19 protein-coding genes are annotated in these 18,783 nt (G+C 62.6%); 10 read left to right on the top strand and 9 right to left on the bottom strand.

The genetic code is table 11. The features are described from left to right. Positions 1 to 83: 83 nt before the first annotated feature. From H8S57_RS05875 to H8S57_RS05840, 9 genes are all read right to left on the bottom strand, one after another. Positions 84 to 1,262 carry an acetylornithine/succinylornithine family transaminase gene (locus H8S57_RS05875; RefSeq protein WP_186907142.1) on the bottom strand — a complete coding sequence of 393 codons (1,179 nt, stop codon included), beginning with the start codon at positions 1,260 to 1,262 and terminating at the stop codon, positions 84 to 86. Between the two features lie 14 nt (positions 1,263 to 1,276). Beyond that, complete coding sequence (gene argB / locus H8S57_RS05870; protein WP_186907141.1) at positions 1,277 to 2,131, bottom strand: acetylglutamate kinase; 855 nt, start codon at positions 2,129 to 2,131, stop codon at positions 1,277 to 1,279. Between the two features lie 67 nt (positions 2,132 to 2,198). Next, complete coding sequence (gene argJ, locus H8S57_RS05865; RefSeq protein WP_186907140.1) at positions 2,199 to 3,461, bottom strand: bifunctional glutamate N-acetyltransferase/amino-acid acetyltransferase ArgJ; 1,263 nt, start codon at positions 3,459 to 3,461, stop codon at positions 2,199 to 2,201. A gap of 12 nt (positions 3,462 to 3,473) precedes the next feature. Continuing rightward, on the bottom strand, positions 3,474 to 4,415 hold the full coding sequence (gene argC / locus H8S57_RS05860) for an N-acetyl-gamma-glutamyl-phosphate reductase (protein ID WP_186907139.1): 942 nt from the start codon (positions 4,413 to 4,415) through the stop codon (positions 3,474 to 3,476). Further along, on the bottom strand, positions 4,415 to 4,546 hold the full coding sequence (locus H8S57_RS17670; protein ID WP_256413544.1) for a hypothetical protein: 132 nt from the start codon (positions 4,544 to 4,546) through the stop codon (positions 4,415 to 4,417). The genes argC and H8S57_RS17670 overlap by 1 nt, the downstream gene beginning before the upstream one ends. Before the next feature lie 89 nt (positions 4,547 to 4,635). Then, positions 4,636 to 6,015: an argininosuccinate lyase gene (gene argH / locus H8S57_RS05855; protein WP_186907138.1), complete on the bottom strand. Its 1,380-nt coding sequence runs from the start codon at positions 6,013 to 6,015 to the stop codon at positions 4,636 to 4,638. 214 nt (positions 6,016 to 6,229) lie between these two features. Continuing rightward, positions 6,230 to 7,444: an argininosuccinate synthase gene (locus H8S57_RS05850; protein ID WP_186907137.1), complete on the bottom strand. Its 1,215-nt coding sequence runs from the start codon at positions 7,442 to 7,444 to the stop codon at positions 6,230 to 6,232. A gap of 175 nt (positions 7,445 to 7,619) precedes the next feature. Next, entirely contained in the window at positions 7,620 to 8,324 is a 705-nt protein-coding gene (locus H8S57_RS05845; protein ID WP_186907136.1) for a DUF6320 domain-containing protein, read from the bottom strand. Positions 8,325 to 8,336: 12 nt separating this feature from the next. Then, the gene (locus tag H8S57_RS05840; protein WP_186907135.1) at positions 8,337 to 9,647 is read right to left on the bottom strand and encodes a hypothetical protein; all 1,311 of its coding nucleotides are present in this window, start codon (positions 9,645 to 9,647) and stop codon (positions 8,337 to 8,339) included. A 375-nt stretch (positions 9,648 to 10,022) separates the two neighbouring features. Between H8S57_RS05840 and H8S57_RS05835 the strand changes: the two genes are divergently transcribed. From H8S57_RS05835 to H8S57_RS05790, 10 genes are all read left to right on the top strand, one after another. Next, positions 10,023 to 10,985: an alpha/beta hydrolase gene (locus H8S57_RS05835; protein ID WP_186907134.1), complete on the top strand. Its 963-nt coding sequence runs from the start codon at positions 10,023 to 10,025 to the stop codon at positions 10,983 to 10,985. 20 nt (positions 10,986 to 11,005) lie between these two features. Continuing rightward, a complete protein-coding gene (galE, locus tag H8S57_RS05830) occupies positions 11,006 to 11,995 on the top strand; it encodes a UDP-glucose 4-epimerase GalE (protein ID WP_186907133.1) in 990 nt (329 codons plus the stop codon). 26 nt (positions 11,996 to 12,021) lie between these two features. Next, the gene (gene glpK, locus H8S57_RS05825) at positions 12,022 to 13,506 is read left to right on the top strand and encodes a glycerol kinase GlpK (RefSeq protein ID WP_186907132.1); all 1,485 of its coding nucleotides are present in this window, start codon (positions 12,022 to 12,024) and stop codon (positions 13,504 to 13,506) included. A gap of 282 nt (positions 13,507 to 13,788) precedes the next feature. Beyond that, positions 13,789 to 14,358 (top strand): translation initiation factor IF-3, encoded by a 570-nt coding sequence (gene infC / locus H8S57_RS05820; RefSeq protein ID WP_186907131.1) that lies wholly within the window; start codon positions 13,789 to 13,791, stop codon positions 14,356 to 14,358. Positions 14,359 to 14,394: 36 nt separating this feature from the next. After that, positions 14,395 to 14,598: a 50S ribosomal protein L35 gene (gene rpmI / locus H8S57_RS05815; protein ID WP_186907130.1), complete on the top strand. Its 204-nt coding sequence runs from the start codon at positions 14,395 to 14,397 to the stop codon at positions 14,596 to 14,598. A gap of 39 nt (positions 14,599 to 14,637) precedes the next feature. Then, positions 14,638 to 14,994: a 50S ribosomal protein L20 gene (gene rplT / locus H8S57_RS05810; RefSeq protein WP_186907129.1), complete on the top strand. Its 357-nt coding sequence runs from the start codon at positions 14,638 to 14,640 to the stop codon at positions 14,992 to 14,994. Between the two features lie 218 nt (positions 14,995 to 15,212). Next, complete coding sequence (trhA, locus tag H8S57_RS05805; RefSeq protein WP_186907128.1) at positions 15,213 to 15,968, top strand: PAQR family membrane homeostasis protein TrhA; 756 nt, start codon at positions 15,213 to 15,215, stop codon at positions 15,966 to 15,968. 189 nt (positions 15,969 to 16,157) lie between these two features. Further along, positions 16,158 to 16,526: an ArsR/SmtB family transcription factor gene (locus H8S57_RS05800; protein ID WP_186907127.1), complete on the top strand. Its 369-nt coding sequence runs from the start codon at positions 16,158 to 16,160 to the stop codon at positions 16,524 to 16,526. A gap of 64 nt (positions 16,527 to 16,590) precedes the next feature. Beyond that, on the top strand, positions 16,591 to 16,809 hold the full coding sequence (locus tag H8S57_RS05795) for a cation transporter (protein ID WP_186907126.1): 219 nt from the start codon (positions 16,591 to 16,593) through the stop codon (positions 16,807 to 16,809). A gap of 30 nt (positions 16,810 to 16,839) precedes the next feature. After that, the gene (locus H8S57_RS05790; RefSeq protein WP_186907125.1) at positions 16,840 to 18,684 is read left to right on the top strand and encodes a heavy metal translocating P-type ATPase; all 1,845 of its coding nucleotides are present in this window, start codon (positions 16,840 to 16,842) and stop codon (positions 18,682 to 18,684) included. Positions 18,685 to 18,783: the final 99 nt, after the last annotated feature.

Here is an 18,783-nt window from a genome sequence, read left to right as displayed (position 1 = left end):
TTTTCACCTCATCAATGCCGGCAGCGGGACAAGTCTCCGCGCGGGCGTTTTATTCTCATCGTTTCTCCCCGCCGCAGGGCCGGTCACAGCAGGGTCTCCTCCAGAATGGCCAGTCCCCGATCGAGTTCCTCCTGCGTGATGGTCAGCGGAGGCAGCAGCCGAAGGGCCGTTCCCGCCGTCAGCACCAGCAGGCCGTTTTGGATCAGCCGTCCGGCCAGCTCCCGGTTGGTCGCGCCGCCCTTGACCTCCACGCCGATCATCAGGCCCAGGCCCCGCGTGGCCCCCAGATAGGGGGAGCCCAGCGCCTCGATGCGAGCGCGCAGATATTCCCCCTTTGCGCGGACCGCAGCCAGGGCATCCTCATCCAGGGTATCCAGCACCACCTGAGCGGCGGCGGCACAGATGGGGTTGCCGCCGAAGGTGGTGGCGTGGGTACCGGGGCCCAGAACCGCCCGGGTACGGTCGCTGGCCAAAAATCCGCCCATGGGCAGGCCGCCCGCGATGCCCTTGGCGAAGGAGACCGCGTCGGGGAGGATGCCGTATTGCTGAAAGGCAAAGAGCGTACCCGTGCGGCCGATCCCGGTCTGCACCTCGTCCACCAGCAGCAGCCAGTCCCGCTCGGCGCAGAGCACCGCCAGATCGTGGACGAAGTCCGGCTCCATGGGCAGTACGCCGCCCTCGCCCTGTACCAGCTCCAGCATGACGGCGCACACATCGTGGCCCGCTACCTCCTGCACACTGTCCATACTGCCCGCCCGGGCATAGCGGAATCCCTCGTCAAAGGGGAAAAAGTAGTTGTGGAACACGTCCTGCCCGGTGGCGGTCAAGGTGGTGATGGTACGCCCGTGGAAGGAATTTTTCAGGGTAATGATGGTCCCCCGCCCCTTGCCGTACTTGTCAAAGCTGTATTTGCGGGCCAGCTTGATGACGCCCTCGTTGCTTTCCGCGCCGGAGTTTGCAAAGAAAGCCGCCGCCATACCGGCGCGGGTGCACAGCTGTTCGGCCAGCTTGGCGCAGGGCTGGGTATAAAACAGGTTGGACACATGCCCGAGCTTCGCCGCCTGGGCGGCGACGGCGTCCGCCCACTTGGGGTTTGCATACCCGATGGAGCACACGCCGATGCCGGAGGTGAAGTCGATGTACTCCCGCCCCGCCAGGTCGTACAGGGTGGCCCCTGTCCCATGGTCGATGTCCACATCAAAGCGGCCGTAGGTCTGCATGACATACCGGCGGTCCAGCGCCGTTAATTCAGAATGATCCACGTTTTTCCGCCCCCCTACAGCAGCATGGTGCCGATGCCCTCGTCGGACAACAGCTCGATCAGGATGGAATGGGGGATGCGCCCGTCCAGGATATGGGTGCGCTTCACCCCGGAGCGCACCGCCTCCACGCAGCAGTCCACCTTGGGGATCATGCCGCCCTGGATGACCCCGTCTTTGATCAGGCCGGGCACCTGGGAGAGCTCCACCACCCGGAGGAGTGTCCCTTCGTCCCCGGGATCCCGGAGCAGGCCCCGCACGTCCGTGAGCAGGATCAGCTTCTCCGCGCCCAGGGCCACCGCCAGCTTGGCCGCGGCGGTATCCGCATTGATATTATAGGCGGTATCGGCGTCGACGCCCTGGGCTACGGTAGAGACCACCGGGATGTAGCCATCCTCCAGGGCATCCACCACCAGGCGCGGGTCCACCTGCGTGATCTCGCCCACCAGGCCGTATTTTTCGTCCAGCATTTTGGCCTGGAACAGCCCCGCGTCCATGCCGCAAAGACCGATGGCCTTTCCCCCCATGCGGTTGAGCGTGGCCACCAGATTTTTGTTCACCTTGCCGCAGAGCACCTGCTGCACGATGTCCATGGTCTCTTCGTCCGTATAGCGCAGGCCATCCACAAAGCGGGACGTTTTCCCGATCTTCCGCAGCATGTCGGTGATCTCCGGCCCGCCGCCGTGGACCACCACCACACGGATGCCCACCAGATGGAGCAGGATGATATCGGAGATGACCGCCTGGCGCAGCGCCTCCGAGATCATGGCGTTGCCGCCGTATTTGACCACCACGGTCTTTCCGTAGTATGTTTGGATATAGGGCAGGGCCTCCGCCAGCACCTGGGCCCGCTCCACGTGGGAATAGGACATCGCGCCTCACTCCAAGCTTAAAATCTCCCGCGCCGGCTCGGTTTCCGGGGCGGGGCCGCTCGCCGGCTCAGGTCCGGTAATCGCCGTTGATCTTTACGTAATCATAGGTCAGATCGCAGCCCCAGCAGGTGGCCTGATGGTCGCCCTCGTGCAGGTCCACGTCAATGACGACCTCATCCTGGCTCAGGATACTCTTGGCCAGGGCCTCGTCGAAGTCCACCCCGGCGCCCTGCCGGCACACCAGGACCTCCCCCACGGCAGAGGCGAATTTCACGTCCACATACTCCGGCCGGAAGGGGGCCTTGGAGTAGCCCATGGCGCAGAGTACCCGTCCCCAGTTGGCGTCGGAGCCGAACATGGCCGCCTTGACCAGGGAAGACCCCACCACTGCCTTGCCCAGGCGCTCGGCGCTCTCCTCGCTGCGGGCGCCGCGCACTGTACCGGTGATCAGCTTTCCGGCGCCCTCGCCGTCGGCGGCGATATTGCGGGCCAGCTGCTCAAAGACACCGTACAGCGTCTTATAAAAAACGGTATAGCCGTCGTCCTTCCACTCGAGCAGCGCGTTGCCCGCCATACCGTTGGCCAGCACCACGCACATGTCGTTGGTGGAGGTATCGCCGTCCACTGTGACCCGGTTGAAGGTGCGGGGGACGATCTCATGGAGGGCCTCGGCGAGCAGCTCGTGGGTGATGGCGCAGTCGGTGGTGACGAAGCAGAGCATCGTGCCCATATTGGGGTGGATCATGCCGGAGCCCTTGGCGATGGCGCCGATGGTGACCGTTTTTCCCCCCACAAGGCAGGTCACGGAGAGTTCCTTCTTCACCGTGTCGGTGGTCATGATGGCGTTGGCCGCCGCGTCGGAGCCGTCCCTGGACAGAGCCGCCGCCGCCGCGGGCATCCCCGCCCGGATGGCGGCGATGTTCAGCTCCTGCCCGATGACGCCGGTGGAGGCCACCACAAAGTCGGAGGGTTTGAGCCCCGTGGCCCGGGCCGCCAGGGCGCACATCTCCTCGGCATGCTCATGGCTGTTGGGGGCGCAGGCATTGGCGTTTCCGGAGTTGGCCACGATGGCCTGGGCCTCGCCGTTTTCCAGGTGGTCCATCGTCACATACAGCGGCGCGGCCTTCACCCGGTTCATGGTATACACGGCCGCCGCCGCACAGGGCTGCTCGGAGACGATGAGCGCCAGATCCTTTTTTCCCTCCAGCACCTCCGGCATCTTGCTCGTGGGGGGCTGATTGCCGTCCCCCTTGCCCTTTTTGACGCCGCAGTGGACGCCGGACGCGGTAAATCCCTTGGGGGCGGTCACGCCGCCGGGTACTTGTTTCATCTTCTTCTCCTCCTACAGGCTGAGTCCGGCCGTGGGCGCAAACCCCAGCATCAGATTCATGTTCTGTACCGCCGCGCCGGACGCGCCCTTGCCCAGGTTGTCAAAGCGGGCGGTCAGGATGCTCTGCCGCTCATGGCCGCTGACGGTGATCTCCAACCCGTCGGACCCGGCCAGCACGTTGGACGCGAGGAACTGCGGCTGCTGCGTATAAGGCGCCACGCGCACGACGGGCTGCTTGGCGTAATAGGCCGCCAGGATGAGACTCAGCTCCCGGGCGGTGGGCTGCCCCTTCAGATAACGGTTATGGAGCATCACCGTGGTGGCCATGCCCTTCTCGTAGTCATCCACGATGGGGCAGAACACCGGCGGCGCCTCCAGGCCGGAGATCTTCTGCATCTCGGCCAGATGCTTGTGCTTGAGGGTGGTGCCGTAAGTACGCGGGGCGTACAGCTCTTCCGGCTTCTCCTCCCCCTCGTACTGGGCGATCATCTTCTTTCCTCCGCCGGAGTAGCCGGTGAGGGAATAGCAGGTCAGGGGGTAATCCGGATGCAGGATGCGCATCTGGATCAGCGGGGCCACCGTGGCCAGAAAGCCCGTGGCATGGCAGCCGGGGTTGGCCACGAAGCGGGCCGTCCCAATGGTCTGCTCCGGGTCCTTGTACAGCTCCGGGAAGCCGTACACCCAGCCGGGGGCGGTCCGGTGGGCGGTGGATGCGTCAATAACCCGGGTATTGGGATTTTCGATGAGGCTCACCGCCTCCGCCGCGGCGGCGTCCGGCAGGCAGAGAAATACCAGATCGGCCTCGTTGATGAGCCTTCTGCGCTCCTCCAGATCCTTGCGTTTATCCTCGCGGATGCGCAGCAGCTCGATATCGTCCCGGCTGCCCAAGCGTTTATCGATCTGCAGGCCGGTTGTGCCCTCCTGACCGTCGATGTAGATGACCGGTTTTCCCATCATGTCCGCTCCCTCACAAACTGCTCGATGGCTTCGATCTGCCGCTCCACCGCCTCTTTGGCCGGGCCGCCGCAGCGCCCCACGGGGCCGGCCCCGTGGGGACCCCCGTTGATTTCACCTGCTCGGGACAATTCAATTGCCCCTGCGCCAAGGTTTTGCCTGCGGCAAAACGCTTGTGCGCGCCGCTCGGCGCGATCGTCTCCGGCGGCCCGTTCCCCCATCATGTCCGCTCCCTCACAAACTGCTCGATGGCTTCGATCTGCCGCTCCACTGCCTCTTTGGCCGGGCCGCCGTAGACTTTGCGGCCGTTGACGCAGGTCTTCAGTTCCAGCGCCTGATACACATCGGCGTCGAACACGCCGGAAACCGAACGGAAGTCCTTCAGCGGCAAGGTGTCCAGGGTCTCTCCGGTCTTGATGCACATATTCACCAGCCGCCCCACGATCATATACGCCTCCCGGAAGGGCATACCCTTTTTGACCAGGTAGTCGGCACAATCCGTAGCGTTGATGAAGCCGCCCGCGGCCGCGCGGTGCATATTTTTTTCCTTGACGGTCAGGGTATCCAGCATCGCGGTAAACACCGGCAGGCACATTTTTACCGTGTCGATGGCGTCGAACACGCACTCCTTATCTTCCTGCATGTCCTTGTTATAGGCCAGCGGCAGGCCCTTCATGACGGTGAGCAGGGTAACGAGCGAACCGTACACCCGTCCGGTCTTGCCCCGGACCAGTTCGGCCACGTCGGGGTTTTTCTTCTGCGGCATGATGGAAGAGCCGGTGGAATAAGCGTCGTCCAGCTCCACATACTTGAACTCCCAGGAGCACCAGAGGATGATCTCCTCCGAAAAGCGGGACAGGTGCATCATCAAAATGGAGCAGGCCGAAAGCAGCTCGATGGCGAAGTCCCGGTCGGAGACGGAATCCATGGAGTTATCCGTGGGCTTCCGAAAGCCCAGGGCGGCTGCGGTGGCGAAGCGGTCCACCGGATAGGTGGAGGCAGCCAGAGCGCCGGCCCCCAGCGGGCACTCATCCATCCGTTCCAGGCAGTCCTCCAGACGGGTCACATCCCGCTTGAGCATATTGGCGTAGGCCATCATATAGTGGCCAAAGGTGGTGGGCTGGGCCCGCTGGAGGTGGGTATAGCCGGGCATAACGGTCTCCAGATTGGCCTTTGCCTTCTGGATCAGCACCCGCTCCAAATCCAGCACCTGGGCGATCATCTGCGGGATCTCCTCTTTGACAAAGAGGCGGAAATCCACGGCCACCTGGTCGTTCCGGCTGCGGGCGGTGTGCAGGCGCTTGCCCGTGTCCCCGATCCGCTGGGTGAGCATGGTCTCGATATTCATGTGGATATCTTCGTTCTCCAGGGAGAACTCCACCCGGCCGCCCTCGATGTCCGCCAGGATGGCCTGGAGGCCGCCGATGATCTTTTCCGCCTCGTGCGCCTCGATGATCCCCTGCTTGCCCAGCATGGCCGCATGGGCGACGGAGCCTGCAATATCCTCCTTGTACATCCGCGCGTCAAAGGAGATCGAGGAGTTAAAATCATTGACCAGGGTATCGGTCTCCTTTTGGAACCGGCCTGCCCAGAGTTTCATAGTATCGCTCCTTCCTAAGGCGAAGGCGGCGGCCAGCCGCCGCCGCCTTCCTCAGCATCACAGCTCTGCCGCCGAAGCGGCAAGTCAATTCCGATCGTGTTTGCTCGGACATGCGCCGGGCAGGCATACCGCTCAGGCCCCAGGCGTGCAGGCGCGGCGAGTGCGCGCGGCGGCCTGCAGCCGAATCGCCGAAAAGGCGGAGCCTTTTTACCGATTACAGCTTCCCCTGCTCCCGCAGGGCCTGCACCGTATCCGGCAGGCCCCAGAGGTTGATAAAGCCGGTGGCGTCGTTCTGGTTGTAATCGCTCTCCTCAAAGGTGACCAGATTCTCGGAATAAAGGGTCTCGGGAGAGGTAACGCCGGCGGTGATGATGTTGCCCTTGTAAAGCTTGAGCTTCACGGTCCCGGTCACATGCTTCTGGGTCGCGGTCACAAACGCGGACAGCGCCTCCCGCAGGGGTGTGAACCACTTGCCGTTGTAGACCAGGTCGGCAAAGTCCACCGCCAGCTTCTGCTTCATATGCTTGGTGTCCTTGTCGATGGTGATCATCTCCAGCACCTCATGGGCGCGGTAGAGAATGGCGCCGCCGGGGGTCTCGTATACGCCGCGGTCCTTCATGCCCACCAGCCGGTTCTCCACGATGTCCAGCAGGCCGATACCGTTGGCCCCGCCCAGCTGGTTCAGCTTGCGGATGATATCGCTGGCCTTCTTCTGCTCGCCGTCGATGGCCACAGGCACGCCCTGGGCAAAGTCCAGGGTCACGTAGGTGGCCTGGTCGGGGGCCATGGCGGGAGACACGCTCATCTCCAGGAAACCGGGCTTGTCGTACTGAGGCTCGCTGGCCGGGTCTTCCAGGTCCAGGCCCTCATGGCTGAGGTGCCACAGGTTCTTGTCTTTGGAATAGTTGGTCTCACGGGAGATCTTCAGGGGCACGTTGTGGGCTTCGGCATAGTCGATCTCCTCGTCCCGGCCCTTGATGGACCACTCCCGCCAGGGGGCGATGATCTTCATCTCCGGGGCGAAACGCTTGATGGCCAGTTCAAACCGGACCTGATCGTTGCCCTTGCCGGTACAGCCGTGGCAGATGGCGTCCGCCCCCTCCTTCCGGGCGATCTCCACCAGCCGTTTGGCAATGATGGGCCGGGCAAAGGCGGTGCCCAGCAGATAATCCTCATATTTGGCGCCCATCTGCATGGAGGGGATGATGACGTCGTCCACCATCTCGTCCACCAGGTCCTCGATGTACAGCTTGGCCGCGCCGGTCTTGATGGCTTTCTCCTCCAGACCGTCCAGCTCGTCGCCCTGGCCCACGTCGGCGGAGACGGCGATGATCTCGGGGTCGTTGTAGTTCTCTTTCAGCCAGGGGATAATGATGGACGTATCCAGGCCGCCGGAATAGGCAAGCACGACTTTTTTGATCTCAGACATGGTAATGACCTCCGTTGTGATACTGTTTTCTGATGTTGGAAACAGTGTATCACGCGCCCTTGGAAAAAGCAAGGGTCAATTCGCATAAATATGCGAATTGACCCCCGTATTTTTCCGATATTTTTCCCACATTATGCATAATATTCGTTTTATTCTGCATATCAGCGCCCGTGCCTTACAGGTGGAAGCGCCTGCGCACCTCCTCCCGGAGAGAGGGCACCCTGCGGATGACCAGAAGCGGGATGGTCAGTCCGGCGCAGACGGCCAGCACCACCACCGACCAGGAGGGCTCCCAGGACCCGGAAAGCCAGCGGTCCAGGAAAAATTCCACTCCGAACAAAAGCACGCCGACGCTGCCGATGAGGATGGTCACACTGGTAAGGACGCTTCGCCGGTAGACCCGCAGCACCAGCCCCAGCAGCAGCAGGATCGCGCCGCCCCACAGAATGATGGGCAGCGCCAGACCGCAGAACCAGCTTCGCCCGTCCAGATCCACGGAGATGAGGAACACATAGATGGCCACCGCCGCCACATCCAGCAAAAGCCGCAGCAGCAAGTGCATCCCCCGGGCCAGCAGCGGCGGCACGAACCAGATCCACAGCATCACTGCCGCGCCGATGACGTAAAGCGACCACGGCCGCTGCTGGTTCAAAAACAGATTGAGCACGCCGCAGCATACCGCCACCGAGGCCAGCATGGCCGTGATGAGCAGCGCCAGCTCCCGTTTGGAGGCGGGCGCCACCTCGCCCCGCTGGGTGGGAAAGGGCTTGGGCGCGTGCTCGTCCACCGGCTGGCCGGGGTTGAGCACCGGCGTATGGCACAGCGGGCAGAAGGACGCGGTGGCGTCCAGCTCCACCCCGCAGTTGACACAATAGGACATTGGGACGCCTCCTTAAAACATCAGTTCGGAGCGGACCGTGCGGTTGCTCTCCACCTTTACGGGGATGCCCTCCCGCACCAGGAAGCGGAAGAAATCCCGCTCGGTGTCGGTCTCCTGAAGGGTCCCGGCGAACGTGATCTCCATGGTATTGCCGTAGCTGATGGAGGCGCAGTGGACCCGCGGATTGGTGGCCTGCCCCAAAATAACCTCCATGCGGCGGATGTGGGGGGCCATCTCCTCCGGCACCGGGAAGGGGCCGGGGTTGGTATAGGTACCCGAATAGGGCCGCACGCCCGAAAGGCGGTAGCCCAGGGCCATCACCGGGTTTTTCAGCACGATGGGCACGATCTGCAGCAATCGGTTGGTGGTAAACTTCACGTTGCCCGTCAACAGGGCCTGCATCTGCTGGCGGTTGATATTCAGCCGCAGAAAGTGGTGGACCTGGGAGACCACCTCCGCGAAGGTATACTCCCCCAGCGAGGGATCGATGCAGGGGCGTACGGTCAGGATGAAATTGCGCAGCGTCTCCGACGGGAACCAGGCCCGCAGGTTGATGGGGATGGCCAGCGCCACCGGCTTCTCCCGGCGGGGGCGCTCCCGGTGCTGCTTGTCCACGATAACCTTCAGCAGCACCGCCGTCAGATACTCCGTGATCGACACACCGTATCCCTTCGCCCGGGCCTTCAGCTGATCCACCGGCAAAAAGCCCATGGTCACATTCAGGGTATAAAAGGGCTCCGGCGTTCCGGTATTCGGATAGGCCTTCTTTTCCAGGCCGGACCGCCGGGCCTTTACCGTGGCATAACGCTCATAGGCATCCTCCCGCTCCTCCGGACGGGGCGGCTCGTCCACATCCAGGATCCCGCAGGTATTGGGAATGATATGGCCCAATTCCCGCAGATAGACCGCCAGCAGGGTCTTGAAAAAGACCAGCGCCCCAGCGCCGTCGCTCACCGCATGGAAGACCTCCAGCGAGATGCGCGTTTCATAGTAGTAAAACCGCACCAGCCAGCCGTTGTCCTCCTGGAAGCGCACCGGCTGGCAGGGATTGGCGATATCCGGCTTCACGAAGGGACCGGCGGCATGGTTGGGCTCGAAATAATGCCAGAACGCCCCCCGTTTGATCCGCACGGCAAAGCTGGGAAAGCGGGGCATGGTCCGCTCCACCGCCCGCTGGAGGGCGTCGGGGTCCACCGGAGCGGCCATGACGGCGGAAAAGCGGTAGATGGCGGAATAGTTCTCCTTCTGAATGGCGGAGTACAGTACGCCCGCGTTGTCCAGCGGATACCACTCCGGCTTGCCGCCCCGCCGGTCCTTCGCCATGTTCCCGCCCCCTCGTCCAACTCCGTTTTCTTTAGCATACCACGTTACGGCACGCGCCACAAGGGGAAACCTGCCGTATCTTCCCCTTCCTTTTAACAGCCGGGCATGCTATAATAATGCCTGCACAACAAACGGATATACGGTTTGTTCGCGCGGCAAGCGCCGCGCAATTTCAGAAAAACGGCTCCGCGTATGTGCTTTGCTGGGCGGCGCCGTGCCGCTGTGCGGCTGCGCCATGCAGGCACTGCGGCAGTGGGCGTTTCCGGCAGGGTGCAGCATCCCCCCTGCCGGGTCGCCGGACGGCCAGGCCCATTTTGCCCCGAGAGCGGTTTGGTCTGATTTATGCCGCGCAGGGCGGCGGAAGGAAGGATTTTTATGGAGCAGGACCGTCCCCACATGAAGCTGGCCCGGCGTACGCCGGAGCAGCGGCGCGAGGCTGAGCAGCGGCGTCTGGACCCGTTCCTGCGCGCGCTGAAGGCCATCCACTCCGCGGCCACGCCCGAGACCATGGACCCGGAAGATCTGGACAAGCAGCGCAAGGGGCAGGAGCTGCTGGGCCGTTTGGTAGCCCCCATGGCGGGTATGAGCTGGGAGCCCTTCCAGCTCGGTTTTATGAACGCCGCCTGGGTCCGCCCCAGCCGTGGCTACGACCGGCGGCGATGCATCCTCTACTGTCACGGCGGCGGCTATACCAGCGGTACCCTCGGATATTCCCGCATTCTTGCCTCCAAGCTGGCCCACGTGTCCGGTTACCCGGTGCTGACCTTCGAATACCGTCTGGCGCCGGAGCACCCCTACCCCGCCGCCGTGGAGGACGCCGCGGCGGCCTGGGATCACTTGATGTACCAAGGGTTCGGCGCCCGGGACGTGGTGGTGGCCGGCGACTCCGCCGGAGGCAATCTGGCCCTGGTGCTCACCCATCAGCTCCGCGCGGCCCAGCGCCGCCTGCCCCGCGCCCTCATCCTGCTCTCCCCCTGGACCGACATGACCGCCAGCGGCAAGTCCTATCAGGAGCGCGCGGAGATCGACCCGGTGCTCACCCTCAACTATATCTACGCCGTGCGGGACGCTTACGCCCGGGGGCAGGACTGGTCCTCTCCCCTGCTCTCTCCCCTCTTCGGCGATTTGAAGCACTTTCCGCCCACCCTCATCCAGGCGGGCACCAACGAGCTGCTGCTGTCCGACTCCATCCGCCTGCGGGACCGGCTGGTCCAGGCCAACGTCCCCTGCAAGCTGGAGGTATGGACGGAACTTTGGCACGTATTCCAGATGTTCCCCATGAAAAAAGCCAACGAGGCCATGGAGAGCATCGGCCGTTTCCTGCTTGAAACGTTATAGATCATGGAGGTAATGTGATTATGGCGATCCTAGTGACCGGCGGCGCCGGGTATATCGGCTCCCACTGTGTGGCCTCCCTGCTGGAGGCGGGCGCGGATGTGGCGGTCGTGGACGACCTGTCCAAGGGCCACCGCGCCGCCCTCAAAGGCGGGCGGCTCTATGTGGGGAACGTGGGCGAGCGCACGTTTCTGCGGGAGGTGTTCCAGAAGGAATCCATCGAGGCGGTCATCCACTTTGCCGCCTATTCGCTGGTGGGCGAAAGCATGGACGTACCCGAGCGCTATTTCCGCAACAACGTGACCGCCGGACTCTCCCTGATCGAGACCATGATCGAATTCCAGGTCCCCTATCTGGTCTTTTCCTCCACCGCCGCCACTTATGGCGAGCCGGAGCACATCCCCATTGTGGAGACCGACCGCCAGCTGCCCACCAACCCTTACGGGGAGAGCAAGCTCATCGTGGAGCATATGCTCCGGTGGTGCGACCAGGCCCACGGCCTCAAATTCTGCGCGCTGCGCTACTTTAATGTGGCGGGTGCCTGGCATGACGGATCCATCGGGGAGGATCACCGGCCCGAGACCCATCTGATCCCCGTCATTCTTCAGGTCGCCCAGGGCAAGCGGGAGCGTCTCTCCCTTTACGGCGCCGACTATCCCACCCGGGACGGCACCTGCGTGCGGGATTATATCCATGTGGAGGATCTGATCGATGCTCACCTGCTGGCGCTGGACTATCTGAAACAGGGCAATCCCTCCGCCGCCTTCAATCTGGGCAACGGCCAGGGCTTCTCCAACCGCGAGATCATCGAGGCGGCCCGGAAGGTCACCGGTCATCCCATCCCGGTCACGGAAGCGCCCCGCCGTCCGGGCGACCCGGCGACCCTGATCGCCTCCAGCCGGAAGGCTATGGAGGTACTGCGCTGGCAGCCCAAACACACCGGCGTGGAGGAGATCATCGCTTCCGCCTGGAAGTGGCACGCCGCGCATCCGAACGGGTACGGCGAAGACTAAGTCAACGGGATAAAGGGAGCCGTGCTATGGGCAACTACATTCTGGCCCTGGATCAGGGCACTACCAGTTCCCGGGCCATCCTCTTTGACCGGGCGCAGAACATCCTGGCCGTCTCGCAGAAGGAATTCACCCAGTATTACCCCCGGGAGGGCTGGGTGGAGCACGACGCCATGGAGATCTGGTCCTCCCAGTACGCGGTCATGATGGAGGTGGTGGCCCAGTCCGGCGTGGATGCCGGGGACCTCGCCGCCATCGGCATTACCAACCAACGGGAGACCACCGTGCTGTGGGACCGGCACACCGGCCGTCCCATCCACAACGCCATCGTCTGGCAGTGCCGCCGCACGGCGGACCTCGTGGACCAGCTGGCGGCGGAAGGCCTGGAGGCGCATATCCGCTCCACCACTGGGCTGCTTCCGGACGCGTACTTTTCCGCTACCAAGATCAAATGGCTGCTGGATCACGTGGACGGCGCCCGGGAAAAGGCCCGCCGGGGCGATATCCTCTTCGGGACTGTGGACTCCTGGCTGCTGTGGAAGCTCACCGGCGGGGCCGTTCACGCCACCGACCCCACCAACGCCTCCCGCACCATGCTCTACGATATCCGCAAGCTGGACTGGGACGACACCCTGCTCCAGGCGCTGGACATTCCCCGCGCCATGCTGCCCCAGGTCCGCTCCTCCAGCGAGATCTACGGCTATACCGAGATCCAGGGGGCCAGGGTCCCCATCGCAGGCATGGCGGGCGACCAGCAGGCCGCCCTGTTCGGGCAGACCTGCTTCTCGCCCGGCGATGCCAAAAACACTTACGGCACCGGCTGCTTTCTGCTGATGAATACCGGGACGGAACCCTGCGTCAGCCGCAACGGCCTTCTGACCACCATCGCCGTCGGACTGGGCGGCAAGGTGCAGTACGCCCTGGAAGGCAGCGTCTTCGTGGGCGGCGCGGTCATCCAGTGGCTGCGGGACGAGCTTCGCTTTTTCACGGAGAGCCGGGACGCGGAATATTACGCCCGAAAGGTCGAAGACAACGGCGGGGTCTATCTGGTGCCCGCCTTCACGGGCCTGGGCGCCCCCTACTGGGATATGTACGCCCGCGGAACGCTGGTCGGCCTGACCCGGGGCACACGGCGGGAGCATATCATCCGCGCCGCCCAGGAATCCATCGCCTATCAGGTCTACGATCTGGTCCGGGCCATGGAGGCGGACACCGGCCTGCCTCTGAACCAGCTCCGGGCCGACGGCGGGGCCAGCCGGGACCGGTTCCTGATGCAGTTCCAGGCCGACATTCTGGAGCGCACGGTGCGCCGCCCCGCGATTCGGGAGACCACCGCCCTGGGCGCCGCTTATCTGGCCGGTCTGGCCGTCGGGCTGTGGCGGGATCTGGACGAATTGCGGCAGCTGTGGATCTGTGACACCTCTTTTCGTCCCGCCATGGACCCAGGCCGGCGGGCATCCCTGCTCTCCGGCTGGCATAAGGCCGTGGGCCGCAGCCGGGACTGGGCGCGATGACTACGATCTTCCGGGCGGCCATCCAAGGATGGCCGCCCCGGACTTCCTTTACAGGGCGAGGCAGGAAACGCCGCCATCGCATTCTGCGCCGCGCGCCGGTACATTTTTATATTGACAAGGCGCCGGAGCTCTGTTATACTGTCAACGCACAATAAAGCAGGAACGGTACCCCCGTCCTCACCTCCAGCCGGTCGGCAAAGAGGTCAACAGGAGCAGTAACGCGCCGGGTTTTTCGGCGCGGCTTGCCGTGTGATGCGGGTACCGGAATGGTAGCCGCGTTTTTTGTATGTAAACGTGCATGTGAATTGGAGGTGCTTTCGTATCAGCAAACAGGGTCATCAGATCAACGAAGAGATCCGCGACAAGGAGGTCCGCCTGGTCTCTGCGGACGGCGAGCAGCTGGGCATCATGTCCAGCCGTGAAGCGCTGGAGCGCGCAGCCGAGCAGAACTTGGACCTGGTAAAGATCTCGCCCACCGCGAATCCCCCCGTATGCAAGCTCATGGATTATGGAAAGTTCAAGTTTGAGCAGACCAAGCGGGAAAAAGAGGCGCGGAAGAATCAGCACGTCGTGGAGATCAAGGAAGTCCGCATGTCGCCGGGCATCGACGTGAACGACTTTAACGTCAAGCTCCGCAACGCACAGAAGTTCCTGGCCGAAGGCAACCGGGTCAAGGTCACCGTCCGCTTCCGCGGACGCGAGATGGCCCACACCGATATCGGCCGGGGCCTGCTGCTCAAGTTTGCCGAGCAGTGCAGCGAGGTGGCCGCGCTGGACAAGGACCCCAAGCTGGACGGACGGCACATGTCCATTTTCCTCTCCCCCAAGATCGCCAAGGAAGCGAAAAAATAGGCCCGCCCTGATTTAACAGAAAAGGAGTCAACCACCATGCCTAAACTGAAAACCCACAGCGGCGCGAAGAAGAGATTCAATCTGACCAAGTCCGGCAAGGTCAAGCGCGCCCACGCCTTTAAGTCCCACCTGCTCAACGGCCACGGCAAGGATACCAAGCGCAAGAGAGGCCTCCGCGCCGGCGCTTATGCGGACAAGACCAACGAGCCCGCCATCAAGCGCATGATTCCCTATAAGTAATCTGAATCTTTTACCATTAACATAGGAGGCTAATCGACAATGGCTAGAGTGAAAGGCGCGATGATGACGCGCAAGAGAAGAAATAAAGTCCTGAAGCTGGCGAAGGGCTACTGGGGCGCCAAGAGCAAGCACTTCAAGATGGCCAACGAGCAGGTCATGAAGTCCCTGTCCTACGCCTACACCGGCCGCCGCCTGAAAAAGCGCGACTTCCGTTCCCTGTGGATCACCCGCATCTCCGCCGCCTGCAAGATGAACGGGATGAACTACTCCACCTTCATGAACGGCCTGAAGAAGGCCGGCGTGGAGATCAACCGCAAGATGCTGGCCGAACTGGCCGTCAACGACAAGGCCGCTTTTACCGCCCTGACCGAGATGTCCAAGGCCCAGCTGGCCTGAATCAGTTCCATACGCCCCCCGCTTCCGCCGGAAGCGGGGGGCGTTTTTTCCGGAATCCTGGACATACTAGTGAAACCGGGCGCGGGATACCGTTCGCCTGTCCGCTCCGATCCCCCGTCGCATGGCCGCATAATATAATTTTAAAAATTATATCTAAAGTTTCTATTGATTATTTATCAGGATCTGTGGTATACTGATCTCATAAGGCGGTGATCTGTATGAACCAGGAAAATGCGCTGCCCCGGATGCGGGGACAGCTTTACTACCCCATTCAGCCCCAGGCCCGGCGGGGCAGAGTTCGGGAAAAAGACCGGGATCCCTACGACGGACTGCGCCCCTGGTCGGCCATTACCCACGGCGCAGGGGCTGTTTTTGCCCTGGCAGGCACGCTCCTGCTGTTCGCGCGCTCCATTTGGATGGGATTGGACGGCTGGCACCTCGTTTCCTTCTTGATCTACGGTCTGAGCATGGTGGGACTTTACACCGCCAGCACCCTTTACCACTGCTTGAATACCAGCATCAGGGGCCGCATTCGCCTGCGCAAATACGACCACGCCTCCATCTACTTCCTCATCGCCGGTACCTATACCCCCATGTGCCTGGTGGTCCTGCGGCAGCAGGGGGCTTGGGGCTGGAGCCTGTTCGGCGCGGTATGGGGGCTGGCGCTGGCGGGGCTGATCCTTACCCTGGCCTGGATCACCGCTCCCCGTTGGCTCACCGCCGGCATCTATATCTTCATGGGCTGGATGGGCGCAGCGGCCCTGGCGCCCCTGTCCCGCAGCCTGTCCGCCGCCGGATTCTTCTGGCTTCTGGGCGGCGGCGTGCTCTATACCGTGGGCGGCGTGCTCTATGCGGCTAAATGGCCCGGCCGAAACAATCGCCGCTTCGGCTGCCACGAGATTTTCCACCTGTTCATTCTGGCGGGCTCCGTATTTCACTTTTTCCTGATGTACCGGGTGATCGCGCTCTTCTAACGCGCTTAAAAAGCCGGCGGACGCAGCTGCGTCCGCCGGCTTTTTAAGCTGTCCGGGGCGCACTGCCGACGGCAGGACGCCGCGATCACATCGCGCTGCCAAAGAGCAAATTGGGGGTTGACATTTTCTCTCCCCTGCATATAATAACATATGAACAATAAATCATATGTTTAGAAAGGAGTGCCTGACATGTCCTCCGCCAATGAGAGCGATGTGGAACGCTGCGAATACATGCACGTGCATGAGGAGATCGTCGATCAGGTCAATCAGAACATGCCGGATGAGGAGATCCTGTACGATCTGGCCGAGCTGTTCAAGCTTTTCGGCGACTCCACCCGCATCAAAATCCTGTACGTTCTGTTCGAATCGGAAATGTGCGTCTGCGACATCGCGCAGCTGCTGGGCATGACGCAGTCGGCCATCTCGCACCAGCTCCGGGCCTTGAAGCAAAGCAAGCTGGTCAAATACCGCCGGGAGGGAAAGACCGTCTTTTATTCCCTGGCTGACGGCCACGTACGTACGATTCTGGACCAGGGGATGGAGCACGTGGCAGAATGACGGCGTGCGAAAACGCGCCGCGTTTGCTCCATTCAAAATCAATTGTAAAAAGGAGTCTTTTGTGATGAAAAAACAGTTCAAGCTGCTGGATCTGGACTGCGCCAGCTGCGCCGCCAAAATGGAGCAGGCCATTCGGAAGCTGGACGGCGTCCATGGCGCCACCGTCAGCTTTCTCGCTCAGAAGCTCACGCTGGACGCCGACGACGCCCGCTTCGACGAGATCCTGCGTCAGGTGATAACGGTCTGCCGCAAAGTGGAGCCTGACTGCACCATCGTTTTGTAATCATTTGATTTGAGAAGGAGGCGCAGCCTCATGTCCAAAAAACAAAAACGCACCCTGTCCCGCATTCTCCTCAGCGCGGCCCTGCTGGCGGTTGCCGCACTGCTCCCGCTGAACGGCTGGGCGCGGCTGGCGGTTTTCCTGCTCCCTTACGCCGTGATCGGCTGGGACGTACTGTGGCGGGCGGTGCGCAACATTGCCCGCGGCCAGGTCTTTGACGAGAACTTTCTCATGGCCCTGGCCACTGTGGGGGCGTTCTGTGTGGGCGAATACCCGGAGGCCGTTTTCGTCATGCTCTTCTATCAGGTGGGCGAGCTCTTCCAGAGCTACGCGGTGGCCCAGTCCCGCAAGTCGATCGCTTCCCTGATGGATATCCGGCCCGATTATGCCAATATAGAACAGGATGGGGCCTTGATCCAGGTGGCCCCGGAGGAGGTGGCGGTGGGCAGCGCCATCGTCATCAAGGCAGGCGAGCGCATCCCTCTGGACGGCGTAGTACTGGAGGGCTCCTCTACGGTAGACACCGCCGCCCTTACCGGCGAGTCCCTGCCCCGCGAGGTGCAGAGCGGGGACGACGTGATCTCCGGCTGCGTGAATCTGTCCGGCGTGCTGACGGTCCAGGTGACCCGCCCCTTTGCGGAATCCACCGTCTCCAAGATTCTGGACCTGGTGGAGAACTCCAGCAGCAAAAAGGCCAAAGCGGAACACTTTATCACCAAATTCGCCCGCTATTACACGCCCGCCGTGGTGCTCGCCGCCGTGGCGCTGGCGTTCCTGCCCCCTCTGTTTACCGCCATCTCCTGGACCGACTCCATCACCCGGGCGCTCAATTTTCTGGTGGTCTCCTGCCCCTGCGCTCTGGTCATCTCGGTGCCCCTCTCCTTCTTCGGCGGCATCGGCGGGGCCTCGCGGGACGGCATTCTGGTCAAAGGCGGCAACTATCTGGAAGTACTGGCCCGTGCCGAGATCGTGGTCTTTGATAAGACCGGCACGCTGACCAAGGGCGTATTCAATGTGACCGCCATCCATCCCGACGACATTCCGGAAGCCAGGCTGCTGGAGCTGGCGGCCCTGGCGGAATGCTACTCCGACCATCCCATCTCCCGCTCTTTGAAGGAGGCCTACGGCAAGGACATCGACGCCTCCCGGGTCTCCGGCGTGGAGGAGCTGTCCGGCCGGGGCGTGAAGGCCGTGGTGGACGGGCGTCCCGTCTGCGCCGGCAACGACAAGCTGATGGAAGAGCTCGGCGTGAAGTGGCACCCCTGCCACCGGGTGGGTACCACCGTCCATGTGGCGGTGGACGGGATATATGCCGGCCACATCGTCATTTCCGACGAGGTGAAGGAGGACGCCAAGGCCGCCGTCGCCGCCCTGAAGGCCCTTGGCGTACGCAAAACCGTCATGCTCACCGGCGATGCCAAGGCCGTGGGCGAAGCCGTGGCCGCCGATCTGGGTCTGGACGAGGTCCATACTCAGCTGCTCCCTGCAGACAAGGTGGACCGGGTGGAATCGCTGCTGAAGCAGGTCTCCTCCAAGGGCGCCCTGGCCTTTGTGGGAGACGGCATCAACGACGCCCCCGTCCTCTCCCGGGCGGACATCGGCATCGCCATGGGCGGTCTGGGTTCGGACGCCGCCATCGAGGCCGCCGACGTCGTGCTGATGGACGACAAGCCTTCCAAGCTCTCCGACGCCATTTCCATTGCCCGGCGCACCCTCTCCATCGTGCGGCAGAACATCTTCTTCGCCTTGGCGGTCAAGGCCCTGGTCCTTGTGCTCAGCGCCGTGGGCCTGGCCACCATGTGGGAGGCCGTCTTTGCTGACGTGGGAGTCTCGGTGATCGCCATCCTCAACGCCATGCGCGCCCTCAAGCGGAAATAACCGTCTTTTCCAAAATTTATGTCAACTCATTTCGCCCCGTGCCATTGACGGCACGGGGCGAATCGGTTACAATAATGTCTAATCTGGAAACCGGCGGCA

The sequence above is a fragment of the Lawsonibacter hominis genome (genome assembly GCF_014287895.1).
Taxonomy (GTDB): Bacteria; Bacillota; Clostridia; order Oscillospirales; family Oscillospiraceae; genus Lawsonibacter_A; species Lawsonibacter_A hominis.
The sequence above is the reverse complement of the archived record's forward strand: the minus strand, read 5'-3'. Positions and strand labels throughout refer to the sequence as shown.